The sequence below is a fragment of the Caballeronia pedi genome, from assembly GCF_001544915.2.
Classification (GTDB): Bacteria; Pseudomonadota; Gammaproteobacteria; order Burkholderiales; family Burkholderiaceae; genus Caballeronia; species Caballeronia pedi.
On record NZ_FCOE02000028.1, the window covers coordinates 72,953 to 88,058 of the forward strand.

The following is a 15,106-nucleotide window of genomic DNA, read 5'->3' on the forward strand; positions in this document are numbered from 1 at the left end:
AGCGATTCCGCTTTCTGCCGGGCTCAGGCTTCGGTCGGTATCAGCGGGTTGAGCAGGGCGCTAACAACGTCGTCCACTTCATCGAAATGAAGAATGTCGTTGACCATCCTATCCACGATTTCCGGGGCAAGCGGTATGGCAGAGTAGGGCACGCAGAGCTCGAACTTGGCCTTGAAATCCTTTTCATCGAACGGATTCCTAGGGTGCCCTTTCACGTATATGCATTCTTTCCTCGCCTCGCGTCCATCGCGCAGCTTCACAGTCAGGCGTGCACCCCAATCGGATACGCCAGGGTTTTCCTCGGCGGTGATGCGCGTCATCAGCTCGCGTATTTCGGGCCGGGCGCGCGCTTCTTCGCTATACGACTCCAGGAAAACCTTGTCGTCAAATGCGGCAATGGCCACGACATAAGCCAGGCTGAACTGGCACTCGGGCACAGTGACCGGATGCCACTTCTTATCCTGCGGCTCGCACACGGCGCGCCAACTTGGCGTGGAGGTCTCGATGTGAATGCTGGCGATGTCGAGCGCTCCGAACGCCTCTTCCTTCATGAGCGCGCGGATGGCGTCGATGGACGAATGCGAGAAATAGCAGGCGCTATAGCCCTTGGTGATGATGTTTTCCAGTTCCCAATGCTCACCGAGATCCCTGAGGATAAAATCTGGATCGGTCTCCCAGCGCGCCGTGGCGAAGTAGCCCTTGGGACCGAGCAACACCTCGGCGCGCGGCCCGGTGATGCCGCGTTGAGCCAGCTGGCAACAGGTGATGGCGGCCTGGCTGACGAGTCCGTGATGCATGCGCACCATCAGCGTGGCGGGCGAATAGATTCCCATGGTGTTGGGTTGCGTCATGGTGCGCGCGATGCCCTGGGCGTTTTCCAGTTCTTCCTGTGTCAGCCCGATCAGTTTGCCCACGGCGGCCACGGCGCCGAAGATGTAATGACCGCCGCATTCATGATGTTTGATCCCGCGGTTGATGACCTTATAGGCTGTTCCCAGCCGCACGAGAATTTCCTGACCGACGGCCATCGCGGCAACGAACGCCTTGCCCGAAACGGGGCCGCAAAGACCGGTGGCCGCGAGCAGCGTGGGCACGATGTATTCGGTTACGTGACCGGCCTCCTCGTGCAGATCGCCGCAGTCCATGGCGCGCGGCATCGGGCCCATGGCCAGCGCTGCCTCGTTGGCCGGCACCCGACCGCCATAGAAAGGCAGCGGCGTTTGAGGGTTGCCCCCGCGCTCTTTGACGAGCGAAACGATAGCGGGGATGCCTTCCATCGCGGATCCGCCAATCGTGACGCCCATGGCATCGAGCAGGGTATGTTTGACGTGACGCACGACGTCGGCCGGCAAGTCGGCGTACTGGGTTTGCAATGCCATTCGGCAGAGCGTGGCCATCGGGTCTTCGCCCTGTTGCGGCTTGAATTGGCTCATTCCAAAGTCTCCGTTTATTTGCTTTTCGCAATTTGTCGTTTGTGCCGATGCGGGCATTACCCGCCATCAGACGCTCGAACTTGTGCGGGCGTACTTCGACATGACGTCGTGCAGTTCTTCCGCTTGAGTCGCGGCGAAGTTCAATTCCGTTGTGTTGGGCAGGTTAGAGACGCCAGTCGGCCAGCCCGAGAGGCGGCTACATCACACGGAAGTTAAAATAGGAACACGCCTTTGCCGCCGGCCTGACTATCAAAGAGTCGATAGGCATCTTCCGCCTGATCCAGCTTCCAACGGTCGGTGAACAGCTTGTCCACGTCGACGCCGTGGTCCGCCACGAAATGGAGACAGTCCTTCATGCTGACTTCCGAGAACGTGTACGAGCCGATGATCGTGCGTTGCTTGCCGATCACGTCCTTCATGCCGTCCACGTTGAGGGTGCCTCCCACGGCCACTAACGCGATGCGTCCCCAAGCGCGGGTGCAGCGCACGGCTTGTTGCTTGGGAACGTCACCCCCCGCGCAGTCCATCGCACAAGTCGCACCCAAGCCCCCGGTGAGCTTGTGAATTTCTTCGATCGGATCCAGCGTGCTGCCGTCTATCACGTGTGCTGCACCGAAGGCTTTGGCGCGCGCGACACGATCGGCTGCGATGTCCACGCCGATAACCTCGACGCCCATGGCAGCCGCGAGTTGCACGGCCGACAGACCCACGGGACCCAAGCCGAACACAGCAAGCGTGTCGCGCGCACTGATTTCGAGTCGCAGGAGCGCGCCCCACGCCGTGCCCGTGCCGCATGACACGGCCGCTCCGGTGGCATACGAAACCTCTTCGGGGAGGTGGACGAGTGACGTAACGGGGACCTTCATGAAATGAGCGTGTCCGCCGTGCTTGATCACGCCGTGAATATCCGCGCCATGGCTGCACATCTGCGTCCAGCCCGTGCGGCAGTGGTCGCAGTGCTGGCAACCTTCGTAGTGAAACACTGCGACACGATCGCCTACGTTGAAGGTCCGGTGATCGACGGCCGAACCAAGGGCGATGATCTGGCCACAAGGCTCGTGGCCGCCGATCACGGGTGTGTCCTCCGACATGCCGCGCGAGGCCAGATCCTTGAAGCCCAGCGATCGAATCACGTCGGCGGGCTTGTTGCGGTAGAAGTGCAGATCGCTGCCGCACATGCCCGACGCCTTCATCTCGACGATGGCATCGCCGGGGCCAGGTACCGGATCGTCGAAATCCAGGATCTCCAGCTTTTTGTCGCCTCTGAAAACCACGCCTTTCATCTGTGTCTCCTCGTTGATAGATGACCCGATCGACGGAGTCCTTTTGCCGCGCGCGGCCGTTACAGGCGAACCATGATGGATTTGCTCTGCGTGTAGGCTTCGATCGATTCCTGGCCGAATTCGCGGCCCCATCCCGATTGCTTGTAGCCGCCGAACGCCATGGCCGGATCGGACTCACCGAAGGTGTTGATCCACAAGCGCCCCGCCTTCAGCGCGCGCACTACTTTGTGGGCGCGCGAGATGTTCCGGGTCCAGACGGCGGCCGAGAGGCCATAGGTGGTGTCGTTGCCTTGCAGCACGGCGTCCTCTTCATCCTTGAACGGGATGATGGACAGCACAGGGCCGAAGATTTCTTCCTGCGCGATCTTCATTCCGTTGCGCACGTTGTGGAACACCACGGGTTCGACAAAGTAACCGGGACCCGTCCAGGCGTTGCCGCCCGCGCGCAGCAACGCACCTTCATCCTGGCCCGCGCCGAGGTAGGACCAGACGCGGTCCCGCTGCTTCGCGGAGATCAGCGGACCGAGCCGCGTGTCCGCCGCGAACGGGTCACCGACCTTCCAGGTGGCGGCGACTTGGGCTACACGTTCGGCCACCTGGTCGTGGATGCTTTCCTGTACGAACAGGCGCGTGCCGGCCGAGCACACCTGGCCCGAGTTGCCGCAAAAAGTCTTGACCGCGGTCTGCACGGCCCGCTCAATATCGGCGTCGGCGAATATCACATTTGGCGCTTTGCCACCGAGTTCCAGCGTCACCTTCTTGAGATTGGAGGTCGCATCGCGCACGATCTGCTTGCCGATCGCCGTGGAACCCGTGAAGGCGATCTTGTCGACGCCCGGGTGTTGCGCCAGCGCCGCGCCCGCCGTGGCCCCGAAGCCCGGTAGCACGTTGACGACCCCGGGAGGCAGGTCCGTCTCCTGGATCAATTCGGCGAGACGGATGGAGGTCAGGCAGGCGAGTTCGGCGGGCTTGAGGATGACCGTATTTCCGCAGCACAACGCGTTCGCAAACTTGATGGCCGCCATGAGAATGGGCACATTCCACGGGATGATCTGTCCGCACACGCCCAGCGGCTCGCGCAACGTATAGATCAGTGTGCTGCCGTCCGATGGCACGGTGGTGCCGAGCACCTTGGAGCACCATCCCGCGTAGTAGCGGAAGATATCTACTGCGGCTGTCACGGCGCCCTGCGCAAACCATAGAGGCATGCCATTGTCCAGCGACTCGATGGCGGCCAACTCGTCGATGTGCTGCTCGATCTTGTCGGCGATCTTGAGCAGCACGCGCGTGCGGGCGTGAGGCGACATGGCCGCCCAGGACGGCGCCTCGAAGGCCCTGCGCGCAGCGATCACCGCGGCGTCGACGTCGGCGCTGTCCGCTTCGGCCACGCGGCAAAGCAGTTGCTCGGTTGCCGGATTGATAACCTCGAACGTCTTGCCCGATGCTGCGCCGATCCACTCGCCGCCAATCAGCAGGCGCTTGGAGCCCAGGTTGATCCATTCGAGCGCTTTTGCGCGTGCGGCTTGCGCAGTGTTGGTTGCGGTTGTCATGAAATCTCTCTGCGAAAGGGGTGTGGCTCAGGCAAGCGGGACGTCGACCCGGGCGGACACCACGGCGCTCATCGGGTGGGTGCGGCGCACCTCGGGGTTGAAGTCGGCGGGCGTCACGCACATAAACAACGTGCGTCCGTCGACGCCGCCCAGGGCGCACGCATAGCAATTGCGGTCATCCGTCTGGATTTCGTCGAGAATTGCTCCACCAGGAGCGACGCGTAATGCATGCGCCTTGGTGAAGTCGGCGACCCAGATAGCGCCTTCGGCGTCGACTTGCGAAATGCCGTCCGCTGCGACTGCGATTTCGGCCATGGAATGAATGACGTCGTCGTTCTGAGGGACTGCGCCGAAGGTTGCCCAATCCCGGCGTGGCGACAACGAGCCATCAGACTGAATATCGAATGCGGACATGCGATTGCCGAATGATTCGGCCACGACCAGCGTGCGGCCGTCGATTACGGTTGAACCGTTGGGAAAGTGCAGGGGCTCACTGACCATGACGACCGATCCGTCGGGATCGACGCGCGCCAATCTGCCCGGGCGACGAGGTGCGAGCTTCATTACGTCGAAACCGAGATTGCCTACCCACGCGCGGCCTTTTGCATCCACGACCATGTCGTTGGGCTCGAACTCGAGGAACGGGAATAGTTCGGCATGGGTGACCACGGCCCCGTCATGTTCGCGCCTTAGCAACTTGCGATCGTGCATGGACACCGCCAGCAGACGTCCGTCAGGCAGCCATCCAATGCCGGAGGGACACTGGGGCACGTCCATTTCCACGCGGACGTCCGTGCCGTCCTCGCGCATGGAGTAGATTCGCTCGGAGTACAGGTCGCTGAACCAGAACCGCCCGTCATGCCAGCGTGCGCCTTCCGTATGCGTCATACCGTCGAGCAAAACCGTCAGTTGTCTCATAGAATAACTATTATTAGTTAGGTGGAACAGATACGACGTGGCATTACGAATAGCCTGATCGTTTGTTACCGGGGCAATCGGGCCGAAGTAAAATCCGTCTGACGTTTGCCGCGAAATGCTGCCACGCCCTCCTTCACGTCCGCGCCGAGGAAGCACAACATCTCCATGGCGAGCGAGTTGTCGAAGATGGGCCCTGCCATGCGCATCCAGTTGTTAAGCGACTTCTTGGTCGCACGAATCGCGGTCTGGCTGCCGCGTGCCAAATTCGCGGCAATTGCGAGCGATTTGACCAGCACGTCGGCGCGCAGTGCGCAGAAGGTGACGAGGCCGATACGTTCGGCCTCTTTCCCGTCGACGAAATCTGCCGTCATAAGGTAATTCTTGGCCTTAGACATGCCGCAGAGCAGCGGCCATACGATGGCGGCGTGGTCGCCCGCCGACACGCCCAGACGCGCGTGGCCGTCGGTCAGGCGTGCGTCTTCAGCCATCACGCTGACATCCGCGAGCAGCGCCACGACGAGGCCTGCGCCTACCGCGGTCCCGTTAATCGCGGAAATGATGGGCTTATCGCAGGCCAGCATGTTATAGACAATGTCGGAGGCTTCCTTCATCACGCGCATGGTCGCCTCCGGCTGGTCGACATCTCTTCGACCACGGACAGATCGCCGCCCGCGGAAAAGGCGCGATCGCCCGCGCCCGTTATCACGATCGCCTTGACCGTTGGATCGTCGTTGACTACGCCCCAAACTTGGGTAAGTTCCCAGTGCATTCGGTTGTTCGTGGCATTCATGGCTTCCGGACGATTCAGTGTGACAAGCAATACGCCGTCGGGCTGGCGGTCGAACAGAAGGAATTGAAGTCGTTGTATTGCATGCGCGCTTCCAGAGTCGATTGAACGAGGGCACCATGTATTGAACGCGGCAACATCGATTGGCGCAATGTGCGTCATGCGAACGTTCCGTACTCTGGCGATCGCGGGACTCGACTGGTTGACGCCCGGCGCGGGTCCCTTCGTGCAGGGAGAACATCACCCTTGCCCATACCTGCGCTGGCGGTAGATTTCGGCCATGTATCCACCCGCCGCCGTGAAGCCACCATCAACCGGCAGCGTGACGCCGTTGACGAAAGCCGCACCCGGCGAGACCAGAAAACTTACTGCATGAGCGACTTCCTCGGGTTTGCCGATGCGCCGCGCCGGGATTCTGTCCGCGGCTTCCGCCACCATGTCCTCGGGCCAAACCGTGCGCAGCAGCTCGGTGTCGATCGGACCGGGCGCGACGGCATTCGCGGTAATGCCGAACGCCGCCAGTTCCAGCGCCATCGCACGCATGAGTCCCATTTGTCCAGCTTTCATAGAACCATAAACGGAAAGATTTACGGGCCCCGCGAGCCCTGTGACCGACGTGATGAAGACGATGCGTCCGTAGCCGGCGTTGCGCATCGGTTTTGCGCAAGCTTGTGCGCAGGTGAAGGCAGCGCCGAAATTCAGCGCCATCTGGGAGGCGAGGTCTGCCTGCGTCGTTTCCAGGAACGGGTTGGATTTCCCGCTACCCGCATTGCTGACCAACACGTCCACTTTGCCGAGTGCGCGTAACAAATCGTCCAAGACAGCATGAATCTGACCGGCATCGGTGACGTCCAGGTGCACTGCACTCGCTTTGCCACCCAATGCTTCGATGGCCGACGCGGTTTCACGAACCGCGTCGGCTGCGATATCCGCCAGAACCACATGTGCGCCGTCGGCGGCGAGACGCGTTGCGATCGCTTTTCCGATACCGCGCGCGGCGCCTGTCACCAGCGCAATCTGGCCTGCCAATTCACTCATGCATCGATCTCCCGGTTGTAAGTTTCAGGCTAGAGACAGTGCTTGTTGCGCGTGGCAACGTGAACGCACGATCGTCCGGGTTTGAACTTGTGTGGCTGAACTCGCACGCGCCCGGGTGCAGGCTTCGCCGTACCTCTTTTTCTTAATCTAACATATGTTAGTGACGTGCGCCCACACGAGGTGGGTGAACAGGCGGGTCGCCATCTCCGCTGGCCTACGTGGCATAGATGTCCGGTCGCAGCCGGATAGCCTCTCCAAAGTATGGAACACGTCGTGCAGCGACGTTGACCTTCGATTGCTGCGCGTCGCACGATGAGCGCGATGATGAAGATATTCGAAGCAACAGGCGGCAAGCAGGAGAGTGTAATGAACGTGACGCGGAAGACCTTGCGCGATACCATCGAAAGTTGGCCGACACCGAACGGGGCGATCCCGTTTCGCATCCATTTCCTTCAACGTACGGCGTGCAGGCGCTGTGTGAGAATCGACGCCAGAGCCCCTACTGGTGACGTCGCGCTCTGCTTCTTTCAGCATGAGGACGGCGCGTGGCATGTATTTCCGCCGCTGCCGCGTCACGCCACAATGCGTATTGCCTAGACGCCGCCGAATCGATTCGGCCGCTTCCCGATTGCGCTGATCTATTGATCGATATGATTGGTCATGACCGCACCCGCAGTGCGCCGGTGCGGTTTTTTGCATATGGCAATCAGAATCGCTTGTTGATCCCGAAGACAGCGCCGATGGTCGTGCCCGGCGCCCCGAACAACGCATTATCGATGGAAAGCCCGGTATGCTCGCGGCCGTGATTGTTCGCCGCGCCGACTTCGACATAAAGCGACGTCGATTTCGAAAGAAAGTAGCGCGTTGTCAGTGCTCCGACAATTGAATGATTGTCCGAGTCGTGCGGATCGCGGATATACCAGACACCCGAGTTTAGATCGAGCTGCGGAAGGGGAAAGTAGTCGAAGCCTACGTTCCAGACATTGTTGGCGCCCCCCATGAGAGCGCCGTTGACGCTGGTTGTCGGAATCTTGTAGCTCGTGAACGATCCTTTCACCGTCAACGGGCCGAAGTTGTAGCCAATTCCAATCATTCGGCCGTCGAACGGCTGCTGGAACGTGCCCAATGACGGTGTGCTGTTCCCCGAGGTGGAGTCATACATGGCCGCGTTCACGACAAGCCCGCCATAGCTGTATCGCGCGCTGATCGAGTACTGCTGCCCGGCCCGGAAGTCGCCTGCTACACCGCCAAGCGCATACATTACGCTGCCCGAAAATCCAGCGAAGCTTGGACTCGAATAGGTAATCGCGTTCGGGTTGAACGTGCCCACGAAAGTCTGGTCTCCATACACCGAGAATGCGGTGCCGAATTGTCCCGCGTTACGAGGGTCGGCTTCGTAGATTGCCAGTACGAAAGGTGAATACTGCACGCCAGCTTTCAATCGGCCGAAGACGCCGTCGAGCGCCAGCCAAGCCTGGCGCCCAAAGACGCCGCCGTTGCTGTTCTCGAAATGACCGTTGACTAGGCTGAAGCCGCTTTCCAGCTGAAACGTCGCCTTCATGCCGCCGCCCAGATCCTCCTGACCCTGAAAACCGAAATTGGAAGGCTCAAGCCCTGCATTGATCAGGCTGATTTGCTTGCCGCCGTTCTCACCGGTCGTGGTATTGAGCGTTTTGTTCGTGAAAAGTAAGCCAACGTCGAGCGTGCCATAAAGCGTGACGCTGCTCTGTGCCGAGGCGAGCGCGGGCAGAAGACACAGTCCGAGTGGGAGAATTTTCTGCTTTGAGGAAAGACGGATAGAACGATAATCATACATTTTGGAATCCAAAGTAAGGCGATTGATGCGTCTATAAGGTTTTCAAACCAGAATCGATAGCTGTTCGCAATAGCCCCACGTTTCGCGAAGAGTGCTCATCGCGGTTCCAGTGCAGTGCTTTGCCAATCGAAAGGCTGGCCGGATATCGCGCTCTAGCGGTTCTCGTCGACGATTACTCCAATTCCGTATAACTAACGGTCGGTAGGATGAGGGGCGGAATATGGAATCTCCATCGGGTGTAACCCGCAAATCGCTTTTGTCCCTCTGCAGGGGGATGGGCCTGAGCTGGCATTGTTTTTATCATCAGTTCCAGAAATTTCTTGGGCGCACTTTCTCAGCGCTGCGCTCTGGAAGCATCTCAACCGAAAAGCCGACAGTCGTCCGCGCCCCTTGTGTGTCGCGGCGCGATGACGCATAGACCGATCGAAACCAAACAGGAGACTTGTCGATGAACTTCAGTGTGCTGCCTATCCGCGACCGCTTTGGTGTCGGCCCTGGGCGTCTTTTCATCAACGGCCAATGGCGCGATGGAGGAGAAGGGCGATTTGACCAGATTCACCCGTCGACCAACGAGGTCGTGACGAATTTGATCGAAGCCGGCGTCAGCGGCGTCAACGAGGCCGTTGCAGCAGCGCGTCATGCGTTCGACAACGGACCGTGGCGCAAGATGGCCGCGCGCGAGCGCAAGCGAATACTGCAGCCGATCGTCGAGGCGATCTATGCCGCGGAAGAAGAGATCGCGTATCTGCAGACGCTGGACAACGGCATGCCGATTCATTTCAGCCGCCATTCGCGCGTTTCATCGCGTGTTGCCGCCGACAACTTCGATCACTATGCTGGCTGGATCGACAAGATTACGGGCGAGACCTTCCCACAATACACGGACGCCACCAATTTGCACTACCTCACGTTCCGGGATCCTGTCGGTGTAGTCGCCGCGATCACGCCATGGAACGGTCCCGTGATGACTTTTGCCATGAAGGTCGCGCCTGCACTGGCATGCGGCAATACCGTGGTACTGAAACCGTCTGAACTCGCGAGCCTGGCCGCGATCAGGTTAGCCGACATTCTTGCTCAATCCGACCTGCCGCCGGGCGTGTTCAACCTCGTCACCGGCGGTCCGATTACCGGCCAGGCCTTGTCAACGCATCCCGACGTCGACAAGGTCAGCTTCACAGGCAGTCCGGTAGTTGGCGAAAAGATCCTGTCTACGAGCGGCAGCAACATGAAGCGCATGTCGCTTGAACTCGGTGGCAAGAGCGCGGCGCTTGTGTTTCCCGATACACGCGACGTTCGTGTTGCCGCACGCAATCTGATGGGGCTGTGCTCCACCTTCCTGTCCGGTCAGGTATGTTCGACGCCTACTCGCGCGGTCGTGCACAAGTCGATCCTTGATGAGTTCGTTCATCACGCTCAAGAGCAGGTCCGGGAAATACGTTTCGGCGATCCATTCGATCCCGCCACGACGTCCGCTCCAATCATCTCGAAGCGTCAACTCGACCGCGTATGCAGCTACATCGAGAGCGGCAAGCAGGAGGGCGCCCGCCTCGTGTTCGGCGGCGATCGTCCGGGCGGTCATCTCGCGAACGGAAACTGGGTGAATCCAGCGCTATTCGTCGACGTCGACAACACGATGAAGATCGCTCGCGAGGAAATCTTCGGTCCCGTGCTGAGCGTGATTGGCTTCGAGACCGAGGACGAAGCGGTCGCGATCGCGAACGACAGCGAATACGGGCTTTCCGGCGGCATCTATACCACCGACCTGTCTCGCGCGTTCCGCGTCGCGCACGCCATGCGCACGGGTTCGATCGGGATCAACGGCTACTCGGTCATGCCCAATTCGCCGACAGGCGGGATCAAGCGCTCGGGCATCGGCCGCGAAGGCGGCTGGACCACTATCGAAGCGTTCACCGAACTCAAGACCGTGATGCTCAATCTCGACGCATGAATCATGACCGTGGCCACGTTCGAGGAGAGAGCAATGACTTTATCGACCAAGACAAGTGCCGCACTTCATCTGGAGCGCGAAGCGGTGAACGGCGCGTGCCCTGAATGCGGCGCGCTCGCGCTGAGGCGCTATCCCGTCCATTCCGAGGGCGGCTGGTTCGACGTCGTGAAGTGCCAGGCATGCCTGCATTCCGTCAGGCGCGAGCGCGGCGCCAGGCTCGGGCCCGCGCTCCGGCTCCTGTCCGACACACTCTGAGAGAGCAAGATGATTGCTATCGATGTAGGCGGTACCTTTACCGATGTGGTCTCGCTGCGCAACGGCCGGATCGAGACCACGAAAATCTCTACTGACTATGACGACGTGACTCGGCCGATTCTGGCCGGTGCGAGCGATCTCGGCGTTGCCGACGCGCAGGCCTTCAATCATGCCAGCACGCATGGCCTGAACGCGGTCATCACGCGGCGCCTGCCGAAGATCGGCTTTCTGACCACGGAAGGTCATCGCGACATCCTCGACATGGGACGTGTCTGGCGTCCGGCATCGGCGATTCTCGATCCGAGTTGGCGCCGCAGTTTCGGTGACGCGACGCGCCCGCTGGTGCCGCGCTATCTGCGGCGCGGGATTCGCGAACGCATGCTCGCGGACGGCTCGGCGCTGTTTCCGCTTGACGAAGATCAGGCGCGCGCGGAGCTTGACGTGCTGAAGCGCTGTGGCGTCGCGGGCGTCGCGATCTGCCTGCTGAATTCGTACGTGAATCCTGCCCACGAAGTCAGACTGAAGGCGCTCGTGCATGAAGTGCTGGGCGATGTAGCCTGCTCGATTTCGAGCGAGGTGTCACCTCTGGCGCGGGAATATCCGCGTGCATCGACGACGGTCATCGACACCTTCATGAAAATCATCTACTCGGACTACACCGAGCGCCTCGAAAGCGGTCTGAAGGCCGCTGGCTTCAAAGGGGAACTGAACTTCGCGGATTGCGCTGCGACGCTGGTGCCGGTGCGGCGTGCGATGGAACAGCCTTATCGTATTGTGTTTTCGGGCCCGTCTGCGGGTGCAATCGGTAGCGGGCATTTCGGCGCGATGATCGGCGAGAGCAACCTGTTGTGTGCTGACGTAGGCGGCACCTCTCTCGACATCAGCATCGTCACGGATGGCGCGCCTTTCGTGAACACCTCGTTCGAGCTCGAACACGACATGGTCGTGAATTCGCTTGCAATCGACGTGTCCGCGATCGGTGCGGGTGGCGGAAGTATCGTCGCGATCGGGCCAGCGGGCGAGATCCAGGTGGGTCCGGCCAGTGCGGGCTCGACGCCAGGACCGGCTTGCTATGGCCGTGGCGGCACTCAGCCCACCACCACCGACGCCTTCTTGATGATCGGGGTGATCGACCCCGACAGCTTTGCGAATGGCGCGCTCAAGCTCGATCGAGCGTTGTCGCAGCGGGCGTTTGAGGCCCTCGATACCGGCTTCACTCTCGCGCAGCGCGTGCGGTATGCGTATGAGATCGCGATACACAACATTTCGGAGGGGCTGCTGAACGTCGCGATCAAGAACGGCGTCGACCCGCGCGACTATAGCCTGATGGCGTACGGCGCGGCCGGTCCGATGCTGCTGCCCGCCGTACTCGATGTGCTCAAGTGCAAGCAGGTGATCGTGCCGCCGAATCCCGGACTGTTTTCGGCACTCGGGTTGTTGTCGGCGGATCAGGTTTTCACCGCGAGCCGCAGCCTGTACGCGATCTTGTCGGCGGATGTCGCACCCGAGATCGACGCGCTGTTTGCAGGGATGGAAGCGCAACTGCGCGAGGGGCTCGACGCCAACGCCAAGGTCACTTTCGAGCGCAGTTTCGACGCGCGTCTGGCGGGACAGAGTTGGGAAACGCCGTTTGTTCCCGCGCCGGACGGCAAGATCGACGCCGCAGCGGTCGCGACTCTTATCGCCTCGTTCCATCAGAGTTACGAGGCACGCTCGGGTAACCGCTTCGAAGCGTTGCCGGTGCAGGGAGTCACGTTCCGTGTGCGGGCGGTGCTCGAGACGCCGAAGGTGGTTTATCCGCAATTGCCGCCGCGCGTGGGAAAGCCGCTCGAGCCAGTGGGACGCGCGACGCTGCGCTATCTCGGCGATCTTGGCGATGCGTCCGGCGAAGGACTTCAGGAGGCGCTGGTCTACGACCGCGACGCACTGCGTCTGGACGATGTCATTCAGGGACCGGCGATCGTCAATGAGGGCTTGTCGACCACTCATATCGGGGCACGACAGTATGCGTCCGTTGGCCGTTTCGGTGAATTGCTGATCCGCAATAAGGAATGAGCTCATCATGAATCGCTTGAACGATTTCCCCGCTATGCCGCGTGCGTCCGACTCTCATGTGCCGATTCGCGATCTGTCAGACACGCAGTTCTTCGAACGCTACGCATGCGAGCGCTTTACCGCCTCCGTGCTGATCAACCGGCTGCGCTATGTGGTGGAGCATATGTCGACCGGCTTCATGCGCGAGGCGTTTTCGCCGATCATTCGCGACTGGTATGACTTTGCCTGCACCATCAGCGGGCCCCCGGATATGGATTACCCGATGCCGGTGGTGAGCAACAGTCTGATCGTGTTCCTCGGCACGATGGGCGATGCAGTGCGCAACGCAGTGCAGGAATACGGCCCCGAGAACCTCGCGCCGGGCGATATTCTGATCTGCAACGACCCGTATCGGGTCGGCACGCATGTCAACGACGTGTGCTTCATCCGGCCGGTCTTCGCCGACGGCCGGCTGGTGTCGTTCGTGAACATTCGCGCACATCAACTGGACATCGGCGGCATCGTGCCGGGTGGCTTCTCCGCGACCAAACGCAACGTCTACGAAAACGGCCTCGTCATTCCGCCGATGTTGCTGTGGTCGAAGGGCGAGCCCGTGCGCTCCACTTTCAGCCTGATCTTCGATAACTCGCGCTTTGGCGGCTTGCTACTGCCGGACTTCTACAGTATCGCGCATCAACTGGAACTGGGCGAACGGTTGGTGCGGGAGAACATCGCGCGTTACGGGCTGCAGGCGTTCTTCGGCAGCCTATCGTATGCGTGCGACGTTTCGACCGAGCGCATGCGCCGTGCAATCGAGCGAGTGCCCGACGGCGATTACACAGGTTCTGCGCTGATTGATGCCGATGGCGTGGATGACAGCCTCGACTATCGAGTAAACATTACGCTGCGCAAACGTGGCCACCGGATCGAGGCTGACCTTTCGGGCACCTCGGCGCAGGCGCGTTCGTCGATCAACTGCGGAATTCTTGATGCAAAGACCGCGCTCGGCGTCGCGCTGACGATCCTGCTCGATCCCGAGGCGCCGTTCACATCCGGGACATGGCGCGATATCGACCTCGTCGCGCCGGCCGGAACCTTGCTCACATCCCTTCCGCCCGAGGGGGCGATCATGATGTTCTGGGAGAGTAGCGGCGCACTCGTCGCCGCGATTCTGAAGGCACTCAATCCCGTCCTCGGCGAAAACGCTGTTGCAGGCGATTACGGATCGACGAGCACGCACAACGCTTACGGCGTCACGCTTGCAGGCACGCCATGGGCCAACGTGTGTCAATGCGGCGGCGAGCACGGACCGTGGGGCGCGACGAAGGAAGGCGACGGCGATAGCTACACCGTGCTGCTCACGCTGAACAACCTCGATCCGGCCACCGAGTCCATTGAGGCTGACGCACCCGTGGTGCTGCTGCGCAAGGAGCATGCGATTGACACGGGCGGGGCGGGTAAGCATCGGGGCGGTGCGGCCAACCTCAAGGACACGCTCTGGCTCACGTCGGCCGATCACCATAGCTCGCCGTTCCGTACACGCGAGCCGAGCGGCGTGGGCGCGAATGGCGGCCACGCCGGACCTTGCGGGGGAGTATGGTTTTTTCCGCCAGCAGGGGTGAGAACTGGTCGCCCCGAGACACTGCTCGGCACGGGTGAGGAGGTCTACTCCGCCAGCACGCCCGTTGCGGGCGTGTTAAATATGGAGTCGAAGGTGCTCGACCCGCACGGTGGTCACTACCATTACTACGCAAGCCGACCCGTGTGGAAGACGGAACCCGGGGCTGTGTCGCGTTACATCACGAACGGTGGCGGAGGCTGGGGCGATCCGTGCAGCCGCGATCCCGCGAAAGTGCTGGCCGACGTGCGCGATGAATACGTCAGTATCGCGAATGCGGCGCGCGATTATCGCGTGGTGGTGACTGGCGATCCGCGCAATGATCCCGAAGGTCTGCGGATCGACGAAGCGGCAACGCGGCGTCTGCGAATGGCGCGGTGAGTGCATTGACGATGGCGTTGCATGTCTACAGGTAAATACCAACTT

The 15,106-nt window shown here is 60.9% G+C and carries 10 protein-coding genes and 1 pseudogene; 4 read left to right on the top strand and 7 right to left on the bottom strand.

Annotated features, from left to right (window positions below):
* Window positions 1-23: 23 nt before the first annotated feature.
* The 7 genes and pseudogenes from AWB80_RS30390 to AWB80_RS30425 all read right to left on the bottom strand — a co-directional run bounded on the left by AWB80_RS30390 (window position 24) and on the right by AWB80_RS30425 (window position 8,825).
* The gene (locus AWB80_RS30390) at window positions 24-1,433 is read right to left on the bottom strand and encodes an MmgE/PrpD family protein (protein ID WP_061178393.1); all 1,410 of its coding nucleotides are present in this window, start codon (window positions 1,431-1,433) and stop codon (window positions 24-26) included.
* A gap of 212 nt (window positions 1,434-1,645) precedes the next feature.
* Window positions 1,646-2,716, bottom strand: a complete 1,071-nt coding sequence (locus AWB80_RS30395) for a zinc-dependent alcohol dehydrogenase family protein (RefSeq protein ID WP_061178394.1) — start codon at window positions 2,714-2,716, stop codon at window positions 1,646-1,648.
* A gap of 59 nt (window positions 2,717-2,775) precedes the next feature.
* Window positions 2,776-4,266: an aldehyde dehydrogenase family protein gene (locus tag AWB80_RS30400; protein WP_061178395.1), complete on the bottom strand. Its 1,491-nt coding sequence runs from the start codon at window positions 4,264-4,266 to the stop codon at window positions 2,776-2,778.
* A 27-nt stretch (window positions 4,267-4,293) separates the two neighbouring features.
* Complete coding sequence (locus AWB80_RS30405) at window positions 4,294-5,184, bottom strand: SMP-30/gluconolactonase/LRE family protein (RefSeq protein ID WP_061178396.1); 891 nt, start codon at window positions 5,182-5,184, stop codon at window positions 4,294-4,296.
* Between the two features lie 65 nt (window positions 5,185-5,249).
* Window positions 5,250-6,057 (bottom strand): annotated as a pseudogene (locus AWB80_RS30410) (enoyl-CoA hydratase/isomerase family protein).
* Window positions 6,058-6,211: 154 nt separating this feature from the next.
* Complete coding sequence (locus tag AWB80_RS30415) at window positions 6,212-7,009, bottom strand: SDR family NAD(P)-dependent oxidoreductase (RefSeq protein WP_061178397.1); 798 nt, start codon at window positions 7,007-7,009, stop codon at window positions 6,212-6,214.
* A 706-nt stretch (window positions 7,010-7,715) separates the two neighbouring features.
* On the bottom strand, window positions 7,716-8,825 hold the full coding sequence (locus AWB80_RS30425) for a porin (protein ID WP_087131695.1): 1,110 nt from the start codon (window positions 8,823-8,825) through the stop codon (window positions 7,716-7,718).
* Between the two features lie 448 nt (window positions 8,826-9,273).
* Here AWB80_RS30425 and AWB80_RS30430 point away from each other — a divergent pair, with 448 nt between their 5' ends.
* The 4 genes from AWB80_RS30430 to AWB80_RS30445 are packed head-to-tail and all read left to right on the top strand — an operon-like array spanning window position 9,274 to window position 15,061.
* Window positions 9,274-10,773, top strand: a complete 1,500-nt coding sequence (locus AWB80_RS30430; protein WP_061178398.1) for an aldehyde dehydrogenase family protein — start codon at window positions 9,274-9,276, stop codon at window positions 10,771-10,773.
* Window positions 10,774-10,806: 33 nt separating this feature from the next.
* Window positions 10,807-11,028, top strand: coding sequence for a hypothetical protein (locus AWB80_RS30435; protein ID WP_061178399.1), 222 nt, complete (start codon window positions 10,807-10,809; stop codon window positions 11,026-11,028).
* A 9-nt stretch (window positions 11,029-11,037) separates the two neighbouring features.
* Entirely contained in the window at window positions 11,038-13,083 is a 2,046-nt protein-coding gene (locus tag AWB80_RS30440; RefSeq protein ID WP_061178400.1) for a hydantoinase/oxoprolinase family protein, read from the top strand.
* A gap of 7 nt (window positions 13,084-13,090) precedes the next feature.
* Entirely contained in the window at window positions 13,091-15,061 is a 1,971-nt protein-coding gene (locus AWB80_RS30445; protein WP_061178401.1) for a hydantoinase B/oxoprolinase family protein, read from the top strand.
* Window positions 15,062-15,106: the final 45 nt, after the last annotated feature.

Coding starts and splice junctions, on each gene's coding strand:
- AWB80_RS30415 (WP_061178397.1), bottom strand. CDS start 7,009: ATGAGTGAATTGGCAGGCCAGATTGCGCTGGTGACAGGCGCCGCGCGC.
- AWB80_RS30400 (WP_061178395.1), bottom strand. CDS start 4,266: ATGACAACCGCAACCAACACTGCGCAAGCCGCACGCGCAAAAGCGCTC.
- AWB80_RS30395 (WP_061178394.1), bottom strand. CDS start 2,716: ATGAAAGGCGTGGTTTTCAGAGGCGACAAAAAGCTGGAGATCCTGGAT.
- AWB80_RS30390 (WP_061178393.1), bottom strand. CDS start 1,433: ATGAGCCAATTCAAGCCGCAACAGGGCGAAGACCCGATGGCCACGCTC.
- AWB80_RS30425 (WP_087131695.1), bottom strand. CDS start 8,825: ATGTATGATTATCGTTCTATCCGTCTTTCCTCAAAGCAGAAAATTCTC.
- AWB80_RS30435 (WP_061178399.1), top strand. CDS start 10,807: ATGACTTTATCGACCAAGACAAGTGCCGCACTTCATCTGGAGCGCGAA.
- AWB80_RS30430 (WP_061178398.1), top strand. CDS start 9,274: ATGAACTTCAGTGTGCTGCCTATCCGCGACCGCTTTGGTGTCGGCCCT.
- AWB80_RS30440 (WP_061178400.1), top strand. CDS start 11,038: ATGATTGCTATCGATGTAGGCGGTACCTTTACCGATGTGGTCTCGCTG.
- AWB80_RS30445 (WP_061178401.1), top strand. CDS start 13,091: ATGAATCGCTTGAACGATTTCCCCGCTATGCCGCGTGCGTCCGACTCT.
- AWB80_RS30405 (WP_061178396.1), bottom strand. CDS start 5,184: ATGAGACAACTGACGGTTTTGCTCGACGGTATGACGCATACGGAAGGC.